General features: G+C 38.0%; 23 protein-coding genes. 3 read left to right on the top strand and 20 right to left on the bottom strand.

Going from position 1 to position 21285, the window contains the following annotated elements; genetic code table 11:
* Window positions 1-76: 76 nt before the first annotated feature.
* Window positions 77-1330, top strand: a complete 1254-nt coding sequence (locus RBQ60_RS04380) for a shikimate kinase (protein WP_307885353.1) — start codon at window positions 77-79, stop codon at window positions 1328-1330.
* A 189-nt stretch (window positions 1331-1519) separates the two neighbouring features.
* Here the strand turns inward: RBQ60_RS04380 and RBQ60_RS04375 are convergent, their stop codons facing one another.
* From RBQ60_RS04375 to RBQ60_RS04335, 9 genes are all read right to left on the bottom strand, one after another.
* Window positions 1520-2986 carry a phospholipase D-like domain-containing protein gene (locus tag RBQ60_RS04375; protein WP_307885352.1) on the bottom strand — a complete coding sequence of 489 codons (1467 nt, stop codon included), beginning with the start codon at window positions 2984-2986 and terminating at the stop codon, window positions 1520-1522.
* A 478-nt stretch (window positions 2987-3464) separates the two neighbouring features.
* Entirely contained in the window at window positions 3465-3983 is a 519-nt protein-coding gene (locus tag RBQ60_RS04370) for a hydrolase (RefSeq protein WP_307885351.1), read from the bottom strand.
* A gap of 626 nt (window positions 3984-4609) precedes the next feature.
* Entirely contained in the window at window positions 4610-4966 is a 357-nt protein-coding gene (gene spoVAE / locus RBQ60_RS04365) for a stage V sporulation protein AE (protein WP_307885350.1), read from the bottom strand.
* Complete coding sequence (spoVAD, locus tag RBQ60_RS04360) at window positions 4966-6015, bottom strand: stage V sporulation protein AD (RefSeq protein WP_307885349.1); 1050 nt, start codon at window positions 6013-6015, stop codon at window positions 4966-4968. The genes spoVAE and spoVAD overlap by 1 nt, the downstream gene beginning before the upstream one ends.
* A gap of 7 nt (window positions 6016-6022) precedes the next feature.
* Entirely contained in the window at window positions 6023-6469 is a 447-nt protein-coding gene (spoVAC, locus tag RBQ60_RS04355) for a stage V sporulation protein AC (protein ID WP_307885348.1), read from the bottom strand.
* Window positions 6470-6728: 259 nt separating this feature from the next.
* Window positions 6729-7154, bottom strand: a complete 426-nt coding sequence (locus RBQ60_RS04350) for a stage V sporulation protein AB (protein WP_307885347.1) — start codon at window positions 7152-7154, stop codon at window positions 6729-6731.
* Complete coding sequence (locus tag RBQ60_RS04345) at window positions 7151-7777, bottom strand: stage V sporulation protein AA (RefSeq protein WP_307885346.1); 627 nt, start codon at window positions 7775-7777, stop codon at window positions 7151-7153. The genes RBQ60_RS04350 and RBQ60_RS04345 overlap by 4 nt, the downstream gene beginning before the upstream one ends.
* Window positions 7778-7998: 221 nt before the next feature.
* Complete coding sequence (locus RBQ60_RS04340) at window positions 7999-8703, bottom strand: MgtC/SapB family protein (RefSeq protein WP_307885345.1); 705 nt, start codon at window positions 8701-8703, stop codon at window positions 7999-8001.
* A 172-nt stretch (window positions 8704-8875) separates the two neighbouring features.
* Window positions 8876-9673, bottom strand: coding sequence for an undecaprenyl-diphosphate phosphatase (locus tag RBQ60_RS04335; RefSeq protein ID WP_307885344.1), 798 nt, complete (start codon window positions 9671-9673; stop codon window positions 8876-8878).
* A 315-nt stretch (window positions 9674-9988) separates the two neighbouring features.
* Between RBQ60_RS04335 and RBQ60_RS04330 the strand changes: the two genes are divergently transcribed.
* Window positions 9989-11605: a DEAD/DEAH box helicase gene (locus RBQ60_RS04330; RefSeq protein WP_307885343.1), complete on the top strand. Its 1617-nt coding sequence runs from the start codon at window positions 9989-9991 to the stop codon at window positions 11603-11605.
* A 390-nt stretch (window positions 11606-11995) separates the two neighbouring features.
* On the opposite strand, the gene RBQ60_RS04325 is transcribed toward RBQ60_RS04330, so the two are convergent.
* Entirely contained in the window at window positions 11996-12586 is a 591-nt protein-coding gene (locus RBQ60_RS04325) for a DNRLRE domain-containing protein (RefSeq protein ID WP_307885342.1), read from the bottom strand.
* Window positions 12587-12760: 174 nt separating this feature from the next.
* Here RBQ60_RS04325 and RBQ60_RS04320 point away from each other — a divergent pair, with 174 nt between their 5' ends.
* Window positions 12761-13063, top strand: a complete 303-nt coding sequence (locus tag RBQ60_RS04320; RefSeq protein WP_307885341.1) for a hypothetical protein — start codon at window positions 12761-12763, stop codon at window positions 13061-13063.
* Window positions 13064-13204: 141 nt separating this feature from the next.
* Here RBQ60_RS04320 and adhE read toward each other — a convergent pair whose 3' ends face one another.
* From adhE to RBQ60_RS04270, 10 genes are all read right to left on the bottom strand, one after another.
* Window positions 13205-15847 carry a bifunctional acetaldehyde-CoA/alcohol dehydrogenase gene (gene adhE, locus RBQ60_RS04315; protein ID WP_307885340.1) on the bottom strand — a complete coding sequence of 881 codons (2643 nt, stop codon included), beginning with the start codon at window positions 15845-15847 and terminating at the stop codon, window positions 13205-13207.
* An 883-nt stretch (window positions 15848-16730) separates the two neighbouring features.
* The gene (locus tag RBQ60_RS04310; protein WP_307885339.1) at window positions 16731-16862 is read right to left on the bottom strand and encodes a hypothetical protein; all 132 of its coding nucleotides are present in this window, start codon (window positions 16860-16862) and stop codon (window positions 16731-16733) included.
* 46 nt (window positions 16863-16908) lie between these two features.
* Window positions 16909-17136 carry a DUF1653 domain-containing protein gene (locus tag RBQ60_RS04305; RefSeq protein ID WP_307884262.1) on the bottom strand — a complete coding sequence of 76 codons (228 nt, stop codon included), beginning with the start codon at window positions 17134-17136 and terminating at the stop codon, window positions 16909-16911.
* Window positions 17133-17603: a hypothetical protein gene (locus RBQ60_RS04300; protein WP_307884263.1), complete on the bottom strand. Its 471-nt coding sequence runs from the start codon at window positions 17601-17603 to the stop codon at window positions 17133-17135. Before RBQ60_RS04300 ends, RBQ60_RS04305 begins: the two co-directional genes overlap by 4 nt.
* Window positions 17604-17606: 3 nt before the next feature.
* Window positions 17607-18215 (bottom strand): dCTP deaminase, encoded by a 609-nt coding sequence (gene dcd, locus RBQ60_RS04295; protein WP_307884264.1) that lies wholly within the window; start codon window positions 18213-18215, stop codon window positions 17607-17609.
* Window positions 18216-18408: 193 nt separating this feature from the next.
* Window positions 18409-19020: a hypothetical protein gene (locus RBQ60_RS04290; protein ID WP_307885262.1), complete on the bottom strand. Its 612-nt coding sequence runs from the start codon at window positions 19018-19020 to the stop codon at window positions 18409-18411.
* Window positions 19017-19373, bottom strand: coding sequence for a hypothetical protein (locus RBQ60_RS04285; protein WP_307885261.1), 357 nt, complete (start codon window positions 19371-19373; stop codon window positions 19017-19019). Before RBQ60_RS04285 ends, RBQ60_RS04290 begins: the two co-directional genes overlap by 4 nt.
* Window positions 19357-19695 (bottom strand): hypothetical protein, encoded by a 339-nt coding sequence (locus RBQ60_RS04280; RefSeq protein ID WP_307885260.1) that lies wholly within the window; start codon window positions 19693-19695, stop codon window positions 19357-19359. Before RBQ60_RS04280 ends, RBQ60_RS04285 begins: the two co-directional genes overlap by 17 nt.
* Entirely contained in the window at window positions 19692-19991 is a 300-nt protein-coding gene (locus RBQ60_RS04275) for a hypothetical protein (RefSeq protein WP_307885338.1), read from the bottom strand. The genes RBQ60_RS04280 and RBQ60_RS04275 overlap by 4 nt, the downstream gene beginning before the upstream one ends.
* Window positions 19992-20003: 12 nt before the next feature.
* On the bottom strand, window positions 20004-21281 hold the full coding sequence (locus RBQ60_RS04270; protein WP_307885337.1) for a phage tail spike protein: 1278 nt from the start codon (window positions 21279-21281) through the stop codon (window positions 20004-20006).
* Between the last annotated feature and the right edge of the window lie 4 nt (window positions 21282-21285).

The raw sequence follows: 21285 nt of genomic DNA, 5'->3' as shown, positions 1-21285 counted from the left end.
AACACCCATAAAACCATTGCATAAATCAATTTACTGTATTACCATAAGAGAAAAGGAAAGATTTGAGGTGTATTCCATGAAATATGGCTTAATTGGTGAAAAACTCGGGCATAGTTTTTCCAAAATTATACATGAACAGTTGGCAGATTATACATACGACTTATTCCCCCTTTCCAAAGAATCCTTCCATAGGTTCATGGTGGAAAAGGAGTTTGAAGCCATTAATGTAACCATACCTTATAAAGAAATGGTTATTCCTTATCTGGATAGTATGGATCCAAAAGCTGAGGCAATCGGGGCAGTCAATACCATTGTTCATAAATTTAATATGCTTTATGGCTATAATACGGATTATGACGGCTTCCGTTATATGTTGGTAAAACACAAAATAGACCCAAAAGGGAAAAAAATTATAGTACTAGGAAAGGGCGGAGCGGCAAAGGCCTGTATCGCCGTAATAAAAGATATGGGAGCCAAAGAAATTTTGTCTGTATACTATAAAGAAAGCCCTGAAACCATATCCTATCAAACCTGCTATCAAGACCACTCTGATGCCGAAATCATAATAAACACCACTCCCGTTGGAATGTACCCCAACGCAGAAAAAAGCCCCATTGACCTAGCCCCCTTTGGAAAGCTAATGGCAGTGGTTGATGTTGTATATAATCCTTTAAGAACAAAATTCGTATTGGATGGAATTGCAAAAGGTGTAGTTGCCGTTGGCGGGCTGGAAATGCTCATTGGGCAAGCAAAGTGTGCGGTAGAAATATTCTTAGGGAAAAAAATGGAGGATAACATAATCCAAAAACTATACACCTCCCTTTTAGATGAACGTAGCAATCTTGTTCTAATCGGTATGAGCGGTTGCGGCAAAACAACCTTAGGCAAAATGGCTGCCAAACGGCTGGGCAAAACCTTTGTTGACATAGATAGCGAAATTGTAAAAGAAATCAATATGCCAATCGCTGAATATTTTGCAAAAATGGGCGAGGCAGCCTTTCGTAAAAAGGAAAAAGCTATGGTCCTTAAGTTTTCACAGCAAAATAGCCTGGTGATATCCACGGGTGGCGGCGTAGTAAAGGATAAGGAAAATATCGACACCCTAAAACAAAATGGCCTAGTCCTTTGGATTAAGAGAGACGTTACCCTGCTGGAAAGCGGAAATGGTAGGCCCCTCGCCCCAGATAAAGATGCTACCTTACGCTTATATCAGGAACGCCTGCCCTTGTACACAGCCTCTGCAGAAGCAATCAGTGAAAATAATACCACCCTTGAAAAAGGCCTGAAAGAAGTTCTAAATCAGTACTCGAAATTCTTGACAAAAGAATAAAAACAACCCGGCCCAAAAGCAAAAATTCCATCATAAAAGGCGCAGTGTTTGTGAAAACACTCCGCCTTTTTCAGTTTTTAGAACAATTTCCAATGGGGTATTTGCTGCACTTCCAAAATCCCTTAAGCCACGTTTTAATTAAAACATATTAATTTCCAAACTATATAGTTTAATAGATGAATTCCCCTCTTACCATGAACACAGTCCAAGGCTCTCTTGAATTTTCCATAAAATATTTTGCATAAAACTGGTTTCACAGTAGTCGTCTATGGGTAGGGTATATTCACCATCTTTGTTGTAGTAAATCTTCTCAAAATAATTTTTCATTTCCACAGATAGTGTTGCATCCATGGCCATTACCAACTCAACATCCGTTTCCAAATTATAACCTTCCAGATTACGGCGGGTGAAATTACTACTCCCCAAAATCCCACGGGCTTCGTTTTTCTCAGGGTAAACAAAATATGCCATCTTTACATGATACTGCTCACCATGGGTATTATACCAGCGAACCTCTACGCCTTCATGCTTATCCACCAAGGAACATAGTGCGGGACGGTTGGGAGAGCCATTTTTTTCTATGCCAAAGGCATCCTTGTTGGGATCGGCAATAATCCGAACCTGAACACCCCGTTCTGCCGCCTCACCCAGTGCCTTCAAAATAGGTACATCACTTAAATAGAATATGCCAATCCAAATCGCATCCCCTTCTTTTGCCCCCTCTATATTCTCAAGCAGTGCATCAAAAATACCACGCTCTGTAATCAGACGCATCATAACCGACTCCTGAGCCACCTTTGTAACAGCATCAAGCCCTTGCGTTTGATTCTTTTGATATGTAATCTCTGGCACCTGACCACTGGAAAAAGCAATTACATTTTTTTCACTTTCTATCAAATCCCCCACCACATTTCCACGAAAACGCACGGCAACATTGGAATGATAGCTACTTGGATCATGGGGGTTGGCGGAAGTTACAATGGCCTCTTTTTCTGAAACAAGGGTTTTTCGGTGATTTCCTTTTAAATTAGCCAGTTTTAAGATAGACCGAATATGAACCTTTGGCCCCGTTGGATCAAAAAAGTTAGGAAGCCAGCCTTCTCCCTGCGTACCAAACCATTGTAAGTAGCTTCTATAAAAGCCCGAATATAAGGGATTGCTATCTTTCATCTGATCTAAATCCGTTAGAACAACCTGAATCCCCTCTTTTTTTAGTCGAGTAATATTTCTCTGTTCATATGCCCCGTAAAAATTGTTAATAGGATCCGTAATCAATACAATAGGCATTTCGGGATTCTCTTGTTTTTTGACAATCAACGCCTCCGTAATTTGCTCTACAGAGTTTGGAAAACTTCCCTTTGCTCTATCATACTCGTCGTTAAACAAAAACAAGTCTAAAATCAGGTACTCTTTTGCATTGGCAATTAAATCAAGCTCTGCCAACAATATGTTGCTCTCTTGCACTGTTTCTCCCTCTTTTTGATAACTTAAGTCATGTATAAAAGATAGTTCTTCTGCTGGGTAGTATTCTCCTGTAAACGAAGTACCCTCTGGGTTTTTGGTGGCAAAGCTTATAAAAATTGGAACTGCAAACCCAAGTAAAATAATTAAGTTTTTTACTTTCCCAGGAACATTCCTTTTCTTTGGTCTATGCAAAACACATCTCCCCTTTCTATTGAATAAAATTTCTCACCTCAAACCCCTTTGTCTTTTGCAAGAGAAATTTATAACCCTATCCCAATTTGAGGAATATTGTGTTGTTTGTCAAATGTAAATAATGCTTTGAAACAAAACTAACAATTTTCTATCCCTTGTAACCACTTCATTGTGCCAATATTATATTACTATTAAAATATACCTACAAAAATCTCAGGAATTGCTGCTCTTGATTGATTCCTTATTTATGAAACAAAAAATACTTAAGCATTTATGTATATCACTTGTTTGTAAAACAGGAACGTTCTTATTGTTTTACGCTTTTTCCAAGCCCTATTATATTAATCCGAAAAAATTCTACATAATATCAGAAAAATATCAGAAAAAAGATAACGGCGACAACCACGAAACTCTGTGATTATCACCGTTAGATTCACCAATATCAAATTTTACAAAAATAGTACGTACACCTGTTCCTTTAAGATACAGCAACTTTTCCGAAACGAATACCTTTATACTTGCGCTCTGCAACTTCGCATACGGCACAAACTTTATCTACAAAAGTAATCACATAAGATTCAATATATCTAGGCGGAGTCAACGTGCACGGCCACATATGCTTACGGATGGCATCCTTCTCGATTTTATTCAGCTCTGTGATTTTGCTTGCATTATCAAGCGCCACCCTAGGATGCCAAGAAGCATGATGGGTAGCCCCTTTTTTTGTTCTCCAATCATACAAAAACAAGTCATGAAGAAGCCCTGCTCTGGCTGCGGAACGATAGTCCCATCCCATACGATAACAAATCAAAAAGCTGTAATAAGAAACGTTGATACTATGTTGCAGTCTGCTTGTGTTGCAGTGCTGCACAAAAGAATCCATCTTATTCACCATTTCATGATCAATAATATCCCGCACACATTCATTGTACTCTGCCAACAACTCATCTTCACTTAAGTTGCTGAAATCTTTTTTGGAACCAATTGCCTTGTGCATTGGCATCACTTCCTTCTCAAGATTAACATAATTATATTACTCTAACGGAGAAAACAGTCGGGAAATATATAAAAAACTTCCTTTTCTTTTTTCATCTCTAACAACTTTCCATTAAATAAATCTTAAAACCACCGATTTTTGGCCACTCCGTTTTAGTGTTTACATTATAGCATACTTATTTTTTTCGTTCAAGAAACAAATCTCGAAAATCATGGGCAAATCTTACCTATTGTTTTGTTACCTTTAAACACCCGCTTTCCGACATATTTCTTCAAAAATCCACAAAAAGAATGTCCACATCTCTCATTCCATACCCCTATTCGGCTTAAAAGATAACCTTTTTAGAAAATAAGTAAAGATCATTTAAAATTAAATAGAAACCAAAGACATGTTTTATTGATTAATTGATTCATAAAAACATCATCATCAACGAAAAAACTATTCATTTTCCCCACAACATTTTTCTCTGATGCTTAGCTATTTTTTTCTAAAATTTTTATCATAAATTTTGCGTTTTACATGTCTTTCACTCACAAATTTATTTGCGGCCTTAACATAATCTGTACTCGCTCCTTAAAAAAAGCAAAGTCCTATCACGAATAAGACTTTGCTTTTTCTTTATCCTTCTATTTTTCTTTCGGGTTGGCAAATAAAGCAACAATAAAGGCAAATACCACAGCAGCCGTTACTCCACCTGCGGCGGCTTTTAAGCCCCCTGTGAATATCCCTAAAATTCCGGCAGAGTCCACTTCTTTCATAACCCCCTCTGCCAAGCGAAAACCGAATCCCGTTAAAGGTATGGTTGCACCTGCACCGCCGAACTCCTCTATAGGCTGATAAATTCCAATCCCCCCTAAAATACAGCCTACGCACACATAAAGAACCAGAATCCTACCTGATGTTAACTTTGTCTTATCAATTAAAATTTGTCCAATGACACAAAGAATACCACCAACAACAAATGCTTTAGCAAAAGGGAGCATTACTTCCCCTCCTTTCCGCCACAGCCTTCTATGACTACGCCATGGGCGATACCCGGAATACTTTGTCCCTGTTGAGAGGAGGTGGTACTAAGCAACGCTCCCGTGGGAATAAAAAGCATTCTTCCGATTTCTCCCGACATCAACTTGGGGTAGAAAAAGGCGCAAAATGTAACGGCTGAGCAAGCACAACCGCTCCCCCCACAGTGAGTATCTTGTGCGTTCTTATCAAAAATCTCGATGCCACAGTCGGTAAATTGGCCTCCCTTATCATTTGTAGGATACATAGTATATCCTTCTTTTTTCATCAATTCTACTACCAAGTTTCGACCAATATCCCCCAAGTCTCCCGTTGCAATAACGTCGTAATCCTGTGGAGTTCTGCCTGTATCTTGAAAATGATTTACCAAGACATCTACTGCCGCTGGCGCCATAGCTGCCCCCATATTATTTGCGTCAGTAATACCCATATCCATAACCTTCCCCGTAGTTATTTCCGTAATACAAGGGAAATTCCCCTTCTTGGCTAAAACAACTGCCCCGTCCCCCGTTACAGTCCAACTTGATGTAGGTGGCCTCTGGTTTCCTAATGATAAAGGGGCACGAAATTGTTTTTCTGCTCCACAAAAATGACTAGACGCACCCACTAATGTATGATTTGCAAAACCACCATCAATTAACATTGCCCCCAAGCTCATGGATTCTCCCATGGTAGAGCAGGCCCCGTATAATCCAAAAAAAGGGATCTGAAAATCTATTGTCCCAAAGGTAGAGGCTATACATTGATTTAAAAGATCGCCACAAAGTAGGTAGTCTATATCCTTCATCTTTAAACCAGCTTTTTGAACGGCAAGCTCCATGTTTTCTCGAATAAATCGACTTTCTGCCAACTCCCAACTTTTCTCCCCAAACATAGAGTCCTCTATCACTTTATCAAAATACTTTCCTAAAGGCCCTTCCCCTTCTTTTTTACTAACTGTAGATGCTGCAGATATAATGCGAACACCTTCGCTCAAGCGTACTGTTTGCTTTCCTATTTTTTTCGCACCCAACTTATAATCACCTACCCACAAAGTAATATATTAGCCCCACCAACATGGAAGTTAGAGTTCCGTATACAATAACAGGCCCGGCTAAAATAAACATTTTTGCCCCTGTACCGAAAATCAAACCTTCCTTTTTAAACTCAATTGCTGGTGATACAACGGAGTTGGCAAATCCCGTGATGGGTATAATTGTCCCCGCCCCACAGTGCTTGCCTATTTTTTCATATAACCCAAAACCCGTTAAAACTGCTGCAATTGCAATTAACGTAATGGATACCAATAAAGCAGCCTCATCTTCCGTATAACTTTCGTTAAAGTAATCTAATAATAATTGCCCAAAACCACATATCAGACCGCCGGAGAAAAAAGCCTTGATACAGTCCATAAAGATCGGGCTGTTTGGCGATGCTTTTTTGACCATTTGATCATACTCTTGTTTGGCACGTTTGCTTGTGTCCATTTTTTACCTCCTTCGTTTATCAACTTTAAGAATACTCAACTCTAGTATTTTCAAGTACGTAAAAAAAATACCTAACTGTGCTACCAAAGTCTTATAGGTAAATGTCGAAACTAAAACTCTTAATAAATTCTTGTTCCCTTTCACCCTACAAACATAATTTCGACACCACTCTTAGCTTATGACACTGAAAACCAACCACATTTTATGACCCTTATTTCCGCTTTACACAAAAACTAACATTCCTTGCTTGCCCGCTTGTTTATAAAACATAAAATCCGTCCACGCAAAAATATACCAGAGAACCCAAAACCTTGCCCAATGCAAAACTTAATAACAACCAAGAAAGTCCCTTGGTTATTCTACTTCGCCGCATTAAAATTGGTATTACGTTTAAAACCTCAGTCAACGCCACCGCCAAAACACCCACAAAAACCCCAATGGCAAGGGCAAGTCCCCCTGCTAAAATGGGAATCTGAGGTAGACGATAATCAACAAACATAGCCGTTGTACCAAAAAGACCACCTAATAAAATCATATCTTCATATAAGCGTATATACTTTGTTGTTTGACTTCTTTGAGCCATACGAGGTACAATCCCAATGGCAGCAATAAAAGCAAATACCCCTGCAGCTATGGCCATTCCCGTGGAATACCCTATAATAATCATCAGCGCCTTTGTGATCATTCGCCTTCTCTCCCTTTGATCTGCATCCTATTTAGTTTGTCCACTACGCTGGCATTCGTTTCCTTTTCATAGGTTGTCATTTCAATTTCAATGGGTGTAGGGTCATCCGTAATTGAAACTTTAGAAAAATGATTAAAAAACACCATGACCCCAACCGCCAAACCAATGGAATATGGTATAGATAGAATTGCAGGCATATCAACATTTTCACCAAAAAACATATAGTAGTAGTTCTGAAATATTATTGGAAGCTGGGTATCCGAGTGGAAACACATAATGGTAGTTGCCGCCCCCGCAAATATAATAATGCAAATTAAAAAGACCTTAAAATACTCCAAATATCTATTTTCTTTTTTCGCTTTCTGATGATATTCCACTAAAATATCCATCTCACCAACATTAGAGACCGTAGCATCAGGGTATTGATGGTTGATGGCTCGAATTACGTCCATAACAGAAATAAGGTAAGTTGCATCCTTTTCCTTAGGAATTTCAAACACTACAATCCCCTCAATATCCCCCTTTGTTTGCCCTCCAATAAAGACCTCGGCAATATCTTTTAAAAAAACCAACCTTCTTGTAATAATTTGTGCCTTTTCAATCGGCTTAATATAAATGTCCATTCCCACGCCCTCCTAAATGGAAAGTTTATTTCCTGCCTGAGCATTGGTAAGCAAACGCAAAAAAAAAGAGTTTACAAATGAATGATTCAGACAGTTTTTATTTTTCACAATAATAACACGTCAATTCCTTAGGATACTGCCTTAAATTCAAAAAAAATACCCAAAACAGGTTCCCTGTCTTGGGTTATTATGCAGCCTTTTATTAAATTCATTCTAAATACTTAAATTTTAAAACTCTTTACCATAGGATTTTCGGCCAAAAAGCTAGTTATATCAGTGCAAGTAACCATAGTATCCCTTGTTATATCTAATACTACTGTAACAGTACCATCCGGATTTTTTTCCATCTCCATATGCATAATTTCGATATTTTTTTCGCTCATATCTTTCTTGATTTCGCTAAAATCAGAAGGAGCATGATAAAATGTAATTAAAATTGTATCATCAAAATTCTTATCCTGCTTGTTTAAATTACTATGAAGTAAAATTTGGATAGCAGGAATAAAAATCGTTGTGAAAATACCTATGGTGTACATACCCGCACCTAGGGCTAAACCAATACCTGCCGTTGCCCAAAGTCCTGCCGCTGTTGTAAGGCCCTTGATGGAGATTTTTTTAACAAAAATTACCCCCGCTCCTAAAAAGGATATCCCCGTAATCACGTTAGACGCAATTCGAGACACGTCTACGCTTAGTCCTGGTGTTAAAAGTATATCGTAGAAGCCATACTTAGAAACAATCATAACCAGTGTTGAGCCTACTGCCACAATGACATGGGTACGGATTCCGGCTTCTTTTCTTCGTCTTGTTCTCTCATAACCAACTATACCGCCACAAATGCAAGCTATTATAATCCTTAGAATAAATTCGATGTTCCCTTGGAGCCCTAATACTGATTCTTCCAAAAACATTTGCTTTAGAAACATAAAGTCCCCTCCTTTCGTTGTTCTTCTAATATATTAAGCATACTAAAAAAACAATACTTTTTCAACTTGTGCTTTTTTTCTCCCCTAAAAGTCCCTTTTCTTTCTTAAATTATGTATAAAAAAGATCGGTTCAAAGACCGACCCTTTCCGATTTTTAAAAAGCAATGTAAACTTATTTTACAATCATATGCAATAAGAACTGATCTACAATCAAAACACCGCCTAAAATAAACACATAAATGGAAAACCATTTTAACTTACCTTTTTTTATAATATTAACCATAAAACGAATGGCAAAGTAACCTGAAACTGCAGCCATAATGAAACCTGCAGCCATAGGTACGATGCCTATTGCATCCGTCAAAACCACTTCACCTGTTATCATATCCTTAATCGTAAGTACCATACCACCTAAAATAGCAGGAATGGATAATAAGAATGAGAATCTTGCAGCATTTTCACGGTCCATTCCCCTTGCCAAACAGGTGCTTATGGTCATACCTGATCGGGAAACAGCAGGTAAAATTGCCACACCTTGCATGGTGCCAACCACCAACGAATCAAAAATGGACATATTACGAATTTTCTTTCTTCCGCCTTTGCGACGATCCGCATAAAGAAGGACTAATCCGGTAAAAATGAAGTTGAAACCAATGTATTTACCTGCGCCAAAAATGGAATCAAATGTGTTATTACACAATAATGCAATGATCACTGTAGGAATTGTACCAGCAATCAATAGTGCGGTTGTTCTCTGAAAGGGGTGACAAATTAACTCCCAGATATCTCGCCAATAATAGATAAAAACTGCAACTAACGTTGCCACATGCAGTAAAATGGAAAATGCTTGGGTTGCCTCTTCCATACCAAAAAGGTTTTGAAACAGCACTAAATGCCCGGAGCTGCTTACTGGCAAAAACTCTGTCAAACCTTGGATCAATCCCAAAATAATAGCCTTAATTATCTCCATTTTCAAAATTCCTCCTAATTCTAAGCATTTATTGTAAATTAGTAACAATTCATTATATAACAGAGAATTCACCCTTGCAATTAATATTTTTCCCTGTTATTATAGAGCGTATGGTTTTTTTTTGGAAACCTAGAAAAAACAGTGCTTTAAAAGGGATTTAGAAAGGTATATTATAAAAGTCTTAATATTATGCCAATTGCGAAAGCACTCATAATTAAATTAGTAGTCGAAAGAAGACGTGGAGGGAAACCTCTGACAAGCAACTTCCTTTTTTGTGGTTCTCTTCGGCTCAGATAAGAAGAAAGGAAACAAAGAATGGAACATTTAAAATTTGAAGACATGAACTTATCCCCTGAAATTTGCCGTGCAGTTTTAGATATGGGGTTTGAAGAAGCAACGCCAATTCAGTCCATGGCAATTAGCGTTGTAAAAGAGGGAAAGGACGTTATCGGTCAGTCCCAAACAGGTACAGGAAAAACTGCAGCTTTTGGTATTCCTTGTTTAGAACGTGTTAATCCTGACGACAGACGTTTGCAGGCATTAATCCTTTGCCCCACCAGAGAGCTGGCAATTCAGGTAAGCGAAGAATTCAGAAAACTTCTAAAATATAAGGATAATATTCGTGTATTACCCATTTATGGCGGTCAGCCTATTGACAGACAGATTGCCGCTTTGAAAAAAGGAGCACATGTAGTAATCGGTACACCCGGTCGTGTTATGGACCATATGCGCCGTCGCACTTTAAAAATGGAAACCGTTAATATGATGGTTCTTGATGAAGCTGACGAAATGTTAGATATGGGCTTCCGTGAAGATATCGAAATGATATTAACCAAAATTCCCGAAGACCATCAAACACTGCTATTCTCCGCAACATTATCCCCCGAAATTTTGGATATCACCAGAAGATTTTTGAAAAACCCCGAGTTTATTAAGGTGGTTCGTAAGGAATTGACGGTTCCCAATATTGAGCAGGCATACTTCGATGTAAAGGAAAGAACAAAGCTGGATGCTTTAACTCGTATCATCGACGTTTATGATCCTCGCCTTGCCATTGTGTTTTGTAATACAAAAAAACGTGTTGATGATTTGGTGGAACTTCTTCAGGGCCGTGGTTACTTTGCAGAAGGCTTACACGGCGATTTGAAGCAACCTCAGCGTGATAAGGTAATGCAGAAATTCCGTAACGGTACCATCGAAATCTTAGTTGCAACTGATGTTGCAGCTAGAGGTATTGACGTTGACGACATCGATGTAGTATTTAACTACGATGTTCCTCAGGATGAGGAGTATTATGTACACCGTATTGGTCGTACTGGCCGTGCAGGTCGTAAGGGTAAAGCCTTTACTTTCTGTGTTGGCAAAGAAATCTTTAAGCTGCGTGATATCATGCGTTATACAAAGACAAAAATTCAGCAGCAAAAACTTCCTACATTAAGTGATGTGGAAGAAATGAAAACAAATATCTTCTTAGAAAAGATTAAAGAAGTAATGAATGAAGGCCATTTGACAAAATACGTTCATTTGGTAGATCGCTTGATGAATGAGGACTATGCCGCAATTGATATTGCAGCGGCTTTGTTAAAAAATCACCTTGCAGACGTAAACGTTGACGAATTGGATGTTCTTGATGATATCAATTTAGGCGGAACTGAAATTTATGGCGGCGATGATTCAAAAATGGTGCGTATGTTCATCAATTCAGGAAAGAAAAATAAAATTCGTGCAAAGGATATTGTTGGTGCTATCGCTAACGAATCTGGCGTTCCTGGTAAAGCCTTGGGCTCTATTGACCTTTATGATGACTACACCTTTGTGGATGTACCAAAGGAATATGTGAAAGATGTTTTGGTTGGCATGAAGGGTGCAAAAATTAAAAACAAACGAATTCATATGGAAATCGCAAAAAAAGATAAAGGCAAGAAAAAATAATTTCTAGTTATGAAAAGGACGGATTACAATTAATTGATTTGTAGTCCGTCTTTTAGTTTACCTATTACATATCTTTATGTCGGGTTTTCTCCTATTTTCAATTAACCTTTATCTAAAGTATTTATTTTCTTCTCCTGCTGCCATAAGTGGCTTCGGCGTTACTGTGCAAACACCTGCAAGAGGCTATTTCAACATATCTCACTTGCGTTTGCGGTCATTTTTTATCACCTATATTTTTTGAACTACAATAAATCCACAAAAACAAATTTAGAACATAACTAAATGCTCCTTCTAAGGTATCTGTTTCCAGTAACAGATACCTTAGAAGGAGCACATAAGAACGTAGAATACACAATACATTCCCTATGAAAATTGTCACACAATGAATTGTCACTCTTCATTTTTATTTACTTGAACGCTACACTGATTCATCGACATCGGCGGACAAACACTTGATTGATATGTCATACGTATCACAGGACGCATACCCAAAACATCATACTTATCAGAAGCATATTGAAGAAAAGCTGAGTCATTGTTTCCTTGTATCATCATCCCCTTGTTTTCCAAGTCTTGATTTGACCAGTCATTCACCAAATCTGTGATGTCTATTTCTTCATATGCACGACTTTCGTCACTTTGAAACACACACTCCCGACTAACATCTAATTGTGGAGGTGTATACATATTACTATAACAACTAAAATAGTCTAGTAATGGTAAAATCTTATATTGTTCTGTTTGCTGGCGGGGAATGTTTGTAGTCCCTCTACCATACACTGATGGTATTTTATAAAGAATGAGTTTTGCTTGCTCCAGATGTTCAATATAATATTGTGGCAACAGATGAAAATAAAGATAGATAATATATTGGTCTCCATAATATTGTCCTAAGCTCAAAATCTTTCTATTCGTATAGATATTTTGACTATTTTTTGAGACACACATAGACTCAAAACATTGTAAATCTATAACGCTCATAAGCCTCACCTCCTTTGTTATTATATTCGAAATCCTTAGCTTTGGTACAAACTACCTGACAAGAATCCTTCTATAATAAAATATATGGATTTTAGACACAGCTTGGACTATCTTTAATATATTAATATTGTAATAGTTAACTATTACACTATAATCTATAAGGAGGAAACACAAATGGCAATTGCAGTAAGTATTAATAACGCTACCAATTTTGCAACAAATAGTGTAAACGAGGTTATTGAAATTACGTTTACCTTTACTGCTGCTGTTACTTTACAAGCAGGAGATAGTTATTTCTTTGTAAAACTAACTGATTCAGCCGCTACACCAGTAACACAAGACTTTGCATTCAAAGAAGTTCTGGCAGCACAAAAAAGCTATGCCATTAATGACTTTGAAACATTCTTTGTAGAAAGAGGGTCTCTCCAAGGTACCCTTACTCCTAGTAATGGAGCATTACTCTTCAACGCAGCTTAATTTAGAATCATTTTTGTGACAACGAAGAACGGCACAATTTTCCTTTTGGGGAGAATTGCACCGTTCTTTTATTGGGTGCTCTATATCGAATAGAAAAAGACCACATATCTCTATGCGGTCTTTTCTATGAAGTGTGTGGGATTATTTGCCAAAGTAAGCTGATAAGTATAATTCTTTAATTTCACTCATCAGAGGGTATCTAGGGTTAGCACCTGTACACTGGTCATCGAACGCTTCTTCGCACATAACTTCAAGTTTGTTCATGAATGCAGTTTCGTCAACGCCATGTTCCTTAATGGACTTAGCAACGCCAACTGTAGCCTTCAATTCTTCAACCTTAGCGATCAAGCTGTCAACTTTTTCTTCGTCAGTTTTGCCAGGTAATCCTAGGAATGTAGCGATTTCAGCATAACGTTCTCTTGCATGAGGATATTTGTACTGTGAGAAAGTACCCATCTTCGTAGGAACTTCTGCTGAGTTATATTTAATTACTTCTGAAATTAACAGAGCATTTGCAATACCATGCTGTACGTGGTGATGAGCACCAAGTTTATGAGCCATGGAGTGACATACACCCAAGAAAGCATTGGAGAATGCAATACCAGCGATTGTGGAAGCGTTTGCCATTCTTTCACGAGCTTCTACGTCGTCACGGCCATATTTGTAAGCTCTAGGCAAGAACTCAAATACTAACTTAATTGCTTTCAAGCACAAACCATCTGTGTAGTCTGTAGCTAACATGGAAACATATGCTTCCAAAGCATGTGTCAATACGTCGATACCAGAAGAAGCGGTTAAGCCTTTAGGCTGATCCATCATCATGTCAGCATCACTGATGGCCATTGTAGGCATGATTTCATAGTCAGCGATGGAGTATTTTGTTTGTGTTGAAGGATCTGTAATGATCGCAAAAGGTGTAACTTCTGAACCAGTACCGGAAGATGTAGCGATACATACCAAGATTGCTTTCTGGCCCATCTTAGGGAATACGAAAACTCTCTTACGGATATCGATGAAACGCATTGCCAAGTCAGCAAAGTCAGCTTCGGGATGTTCATACATGATCCACATCATCTTCGCAGCATCCATTGCGGAACCGCCGCCTAGAGCGATGATTACGTCAGGACCAAATTCTTTCATAGCTGCAGCACCAGCAATTGCACAAGGAAGTGTAGGGTCTGGAGTTACATCGAAGAATACATGATGAGTGATTCCCATATCATCTAACTGATCTGTGATAGATTTTGTGTATCCATTCTTAAATAAGAAGCCATCTGTTACGATAAAAGCTTTCTTTGTTTTGTATACGTCTTTTAATTCTTTTAAAGCAACAGGTGTACATCCTTTTTTGAAATAAACCTTCTCAGGAGTTCTCAGCCAAAGCATATTTTCTCTCCTCTCAGCTACAGTCTTGATGTTCAATAATTCACGAATGCCTACGTTCTCAGATACAGCGTTGCCAGCCCAAGAACCACAACCCAAAGTAAGGGAAGGAAGCAATCTGAAGTTATAAAGGTCACCGATACCACCGTGAGAAGAAGGAGTATTAATTAAGATACGGCAAGTCTTCATTCTTTCTTCGAAACGTTTGATTTTATCAGGTCCCTTAACAGGATCTACATATAAAACGGATGTATGTCCAACACCACCGTCGATAATCAATCTATCTGTAATATCCAATGCTTCGTCATATGTATTTGCACGATACATAGCAAGGGTAGGAGAAAGTTTTTCGTGAGCAAAAGGTTCTTTTGTAACGTCAACTTCTGTTACTTCAGCAATAAGAACTTTTGCATCTTTAGGGCATTCAATTCCTGCCAACTGTGCAATCTGATAAGGGCTACGACCAACGATCTGAGCATTGATGTTGCCGGCAGCATTTAAAATAATGCTTCCTACTTTTACTCTTTCTTCATCATTTAAGAAATAGCAACCTCTATCCTGGAACTCTTTCTTACACTGATCATATACTTTATCCAAAACTACTACAGACTGTTCGGAAGCACAGATTGTACCATTATCGAATGTTTTGGAGTGAATTACGGAGTTAACTGCCATAAGAATATCTGCGGAATCATCAATTAACGCAGGTGTATTACCATTACCTACACCAACAGCAGGTTTACCGGAGGAGTAAGCGGATTTAACCATCGCAGGACCACCAGTTGCCAATACCATGTCAGCGTCTTTCATAACTTCAACGGACATTTCGATGGAAGGTTCGTCGATCCAAGCAAGGATACCTTCAGGAGCACCAGCTGCAACAGCTGCTTCCAATACCACTTTAACCGCTGCAATCGTACAATTTTTTGCAGAGGGGTGAGGGGAAATAATGATACCATTTCTGGTCTTTAAACAGATTAAGCATTTAAAGATTGCTGTAGAAGTAGGGTTTGTTGTAGGAACAACCGCTGCGATAACGCCGATAGGTTCATATATTCTTCTATAACCAAAAGCAGTGTCTTCTTCCAAAACGCCACAGGTCTGAGAGTTTTTGTATGCATTGTAGATATACTCAGATGCGAAGTGGTTTTTGATAACCTTATCTTCTACTACACCCATCTTAGTTTCTGCTACTGCCATTTTTGCTAAGGCAATTCTTTGTTTCGTTGCTGCAGTTGCAGCAGCTAAGAAAATTTTGTCTACCTGTTCTTGTGTATAAGTAGAAAATTTTCTTTGAGCTTCTCTTACCTCTGCAATTCTCAATTTCAAGGTTTCAACGCTGTTCACAATTTCGGGTCTTTTTGTTACGGGAGTTGCTTCTTTTTTCTTTTCTACTGCCATTTTAAAATCCCCCTTACATAGTTTTAGTTTCTTGAAATATTTATCTTTTTTGAAGTGCAGCCAAACTGCACGAACTACCGCATCCCCCATCTATTTTTTGTATATGTAATATAAAATTTAGATGGGGTATTTTTTTGACACAGAGAGCAAATGAAAAGAGAAGGATAAATATGATTGTGCATATTTTATATTTGTCGAAATATTACACAGTCAATATTGTGCTTTTTTCCCTCTTGTTGCTAATAGTAGCATCCAAAATCGTTTTAATCAATAAAAAACCTAAAAACAGACCATACCTTTTTAGGAAATAACCTATATCATTTTTTATATGGACATAAATTTGGGTCATATTTTAATTCCGCTGAAATGATAAATAAAATCTATATTTTGCCAGATCAATTTTGGACTATTTGTACATATAAATATACAATCCTCAAAAAGTAGAAAAAATATGCTTAAAAACTAACCCGGTCAAGCTAATGGAAACTTGTTTATAATTCCGTATTTTATAGTGCAAGGTAAGGATGTCTTTTGTTCATAAAAAAAGATAAAACTTGATTTATATTGTTTTTAGATTCTAAACCTTCATTTTTCCAATTTTTCATATGAAAAAAGAGGGTTCACACCTTTTTATTAATGTGAACCCTCTGCCGTTCTTTCAACCCATTAAAAAAATTGAACACTTAAAAGAAAGCTTTAAGGTGATTTCAACCCAATATTACTAAAAATAACACCCAAATTCTCGGGTTTTCTCCCTTAACCTATCAATCAGTTGTTTTTCATATTTCTTCTGTACATGATTTTCTTTGAAAATAATTTTATCAATCCAATACAATCCTAAACAGGACAAAAGTTTTAGCAACCCTCGAAAAATCAACATTTCTCAAATATTTAAAAGCAAAACAAAAACTAAAGCGGAAATTTCTTTTTGACGAATTTTTGACGGCAAATAAAAAACCGCCCCTTTCAGGGCGGTCGTGAGAGTCAGGCTTCGGTCTGGCTCTTTTTGTTGCAATAAAAATTCTCCTCGGGTAGGAGGAGATTTTTATATTAAGTACCAATTAATTAACTAATTCAAAACGAAACCTTTGTGTTGAATCTGGGTATTTCTCTCTATCCACTTCGGAAATAAACATATCATACGGTCTTACAAAAACATCTTGATCTTCGTACAAAGCCTGATATACAACATATTTTTCATTTGTTTCTGAATGAGTGGCAATTGCAATTACCTTGTAACCCTTTCCTTTAAAATGCTTATATATTCCGTTTACTATTACTTCTCTCATGATTTTTTTCCTTTTTGTAAAATATCTAGAATATTCCTAATTATTAAACCGAATGTTATAATAAGTGCTGCCACCAAAAATAAAATAGCTATTATAATTGTGGGGATTAGTCCACCATTTTCTAATGATCCCTTTAAGAACATAATTATTTCAGTTACTTGGTTAACCAATATTCCAACAATGAGTGCTAACAATAAACCTGTGATAGCTAATGCATTCATTTCTTTAATTTGTTTTATTTTTACCTTTTCATTCATTTTAATTTCGGCTGCTAAGATTGCATCTTCGCAAACCTCTTCCTTTATCTCATCATAAATTTCTCTTATTATGGTCTCTTTTGCAGCTCCTAATATCTCGCCAATTGTTAAACCATTTTTATCTACATCATGTGCCTTTTTTAAAGCTTCAGTTGCTTCTGTATTTGTACTCAAAAGTTTATCAACAATTTCATTCAGCTTCTTCGACATAGTTTACTCTCTTCTTCCTAGTAAAATCCCAACAGCCTCATCTATATACTTGTTAACTTCATCTGAAAATTTAGCTCCAATAAAATGTTCTTCATTCTGATAAACTGCATTTTCTTTGTTTTTATACAATTTTTCCTCACTCGGTATTTCCTTTAGTTCCTCAAAAACAATCTGTGCGACTCTTAGATTTGGAGTGATTTTTATTGCATAATTAGTTGCATTAAATAAACCTAATTTCAAAATTCCAGAATAGGTAGAATTACAATGCTGGTCGCTCACTATTAATCCCAATCTTGTAAATCTAGTCCTAGGACGAATATGTGCAGTTAAACTACTTGGTAAATTAATTTGTTCTTTCAAAGTAATCAAAATATATTCTTGTGGTGACAACACATAACCAGAACTATCAATTTCTATAGATTCATAGATTTTATCGATTTCATTCTGTTTTTCAAGATCAATGCAACGTACTTCTTTTTTTAATACAGAGATTTGTGTACCAATAGACAAATCGTATGATTCGCTCTGTAAAGCGTTCTCCTGAAATGGAGTTATCAGTTTTTCATTACCTTCAACACACATTTCTCTTATTTGCTTATCTGTTAATACCATTTTCTCACCCTCTGTTTAGTTAAATTCCAGTATTGGAAAATTTCCGTAAATTTCTATTTAACTATGATTATAATCCTATAAAACTAGAAAATCAATATTCTACCACACATTTTAAAAAAGTCAAGATAAAATTCGTATCATATTACTGCAAATACGCAAACAAAAAAGAGGTGGCTTTTACACCACCCCAAAATCACTTCGTATCAATCACTGGCACCTTACCCTTACTGCCTACCTTCAACCCTAGCACCTCGGCAATGTCCCTTGTCTTGATATATGTAGTTCCATCTTTACGGATCATATCCACTTCGCACTCTTTACCATTCACGATGATTTTTTCTCTCGTTATCATTTCCTCGTCCCCCTCTATGTACTCAATATCCCTCAATAAGAACCAATGTGTAAAATCCCTGTCTTTTGCCTTCGTCCGTACAGTCCCGTAAGCACTCCCCCTAGCCTCAATTACTTCACCGTTGCCGATATATACCCCTATATGTCCCTGTCTCCATACCGCCGCACCAATGGGTGCAGAGGCTATGGTAGTAATAGGTTGTGCATCACTTTCAGCTTTGAACTGGCTGGAACCTTTCAATTTGCCCGTGTACCAACTGATTAAGCCAGAGCAGTCTACACAAACCTTGCCGACTTTCTTTTCGTCTGAGTTCCAAACATTCCTTACGCCGTACCGCTCCTGCAAGTAGTTAAAGTTTGCTTGTGTCATAACGGTGCCTTTCATGCCATAAACATAGGGCGTACCCAGCTTTGTCTTGACGAATGCCACCAGACCGATGTTAGTTAAACTCATGCCGCATCCCCCTTTACAACTTCCCGAATTGCCTTATTTTCTGTTAATAGCATTCTCATATCTTCCAACACCACAAGAACCCAACTGGAAAACATGCTAAATGGCACCACTTTTGCCACGGATGGAAAACGGGTAACAAACAAATCGTAAACATACCTTAGTTTTAACACCCCTGTTTTGCTCCCCTTGAATTCCTTCTCTGCCTCCATACAGGCGTACAATAGCCATTCCTTAATGGTTTCCACCTGTTTCTTTGTGGGCAAACCGTAGAACTTAAAAACAAAAGAGCCTACAACCGCCAATATCGCAACCGCCGCAACAATTAAAATCCAATTTTCAACCAGCCACATCATTTTCTAACCCCTTTCTTAAATCCTCAACAAATGCCTTCTTTTCTTCCATTTCCGACATAGCAGAATCGTATATAATTCCGCCTTGAGTATTTTCTTTCATGCTTTTCATGGTGTAGCCTGTCTTACTAACACTCCATGCAGCCCAAGGTAATGACACCATAGCAGTAAGCCATGGGAATGAAGCGTCGAAGCTTTCCTTTACACTATAAAATGCCAAGCCCAAAACCCCCAGCGTGACAATCCAAAGTAGGGCCATTTCCCTTGCCATAATTTGCTTTGAAAATTCCTTTCTCTTTGGCCTTCGTCTAGTTCTATTATTCAAGGCAACCGCCCCCCGCTTAGAAGATAACCCACCATAGCACCTACTACAACGGACACAGCTTTATCCACTACACTCTCCCATCGTTTGGCGGGTTTCTCGGCTAGGATTTTTACGTCTGCCTTAATCTCGCCCACATCCTCTTTGATGTACTCTTGTTCTTTTTGCATCACAGAAAAAGCATTAGTTAGCTGTTCAAGGTTGTCTTGCCGCTTTTCCATAGAATCTATTCTGTGCTTATTGCTTTTACTGCGTTGATCTACCTCGATTAACTTTTCTGAAATTTCATCCTGATTCATCGCTTCACCCCTTTACACCAAATTTCCGTCTCCATCAATAATGGTTTTGTATGTACCATTTACGCCTGTACTGCTATGTCTCAATCCATAACTGCCAAAATGAAATACCTTCGTTGCGGTATCCAACGAATTGGTATCCACACAGATATAAAGCCCCTCATTGTTAATAGTGACTTTTCTTGAAATCCTATCCAATGCCGTTTGTGCATCTGTTGCCGCAGTGGTTGCGGTACTTTTTGCACTTACCGCAGTTGAAAGGCTTTTCTCTCCGCTAGTAATAGATGAAGTTAGATCGGCAACAAAGTCACCTAATTCCACCCTCTTGTACCTTTCTAACAAGGAATCCCATTCATAGGAAATCACCTTTGCCTTTTTGTGAAATCCCATCTTTATGTTAGAGACCGTCACAACGTCCCCCAGCTGAACCTCTTCTAAAACAGCATACTCCTTGTATTCTTCCGTCTTAGAAAGCATCTGAAAGTCCGCCTTGATATTTACCTTGGGTAAATCGCAGCCCCCGTCAAACAGTTTTTGCACTGCACTAGGTAATTCATAGGCTGATAGGCTGCTATCCTCAAATACTGTAATTTTCGGATTAAAATAAGTGTTGATATATGGGCTATCCCTATACCCGCCAGACATCGCTACACCATCTTTTCCATACGCATAAATCCTTGTTGCCACCTCTGAAATATCCTCGCTTATTTCAAGTCCTACGAGGTTTTTACCATATCGAATGGCAACACCCCTATCCTCGCCGATGGAGGGTTTCATGTTCACGGCAAAACAGTCTCGCAGAATCTCGCCACCGAAGGCCTTAATAAAACTGTCCTTGTCATCGTCCATGCCAAGCAATGCAAAAATGGGGTTTTCGTTTCTCAAAACAACGCCACCTACACCCGACAAATTGGTTGCAAAGGTGAATGGTACTGCATAAGCTAAAGAGCCTTTTATGGCGCTTAAAGCAACCTGTGGCGTTCCTGTTGCATCCACATTCAAGCAAAGATTGTCCAACAAATCATAAAACACATGTCGGGCATACACCTTAACCCCTCCCATGTCGGGATTTACATGGTAGATACGAAAGGGTTGCTTTCCCCTTGGCGTGGATGCAAAAATAATCCGTTCTTTCTCAATATGTTTCCATTTGCCCTGCTCATCGTAGGGATGCTCCATTTCCAATTCATATAGTCCATTCAATTCTTCCGTTACATTACAGAAGCTCGGGAGCAATGCCCCCAAGCCTAAAGTATCAAATGCTATGCTGTTTTTCTCATGTATGGTAACCATCAAA

This window comes from Anaerotignum sp. MB30-C6 (assembly GCF_030908465.1).
In the GTDB taxonomy this organism is placed as follows: Bacteria; Bacillota; Clostridia; order Lachnospirales; family Anaerotignaceae; genus Chakrabartyella.
This window is presented reverse-complemented; position numbering and strand designations above follow the sequence as displayed.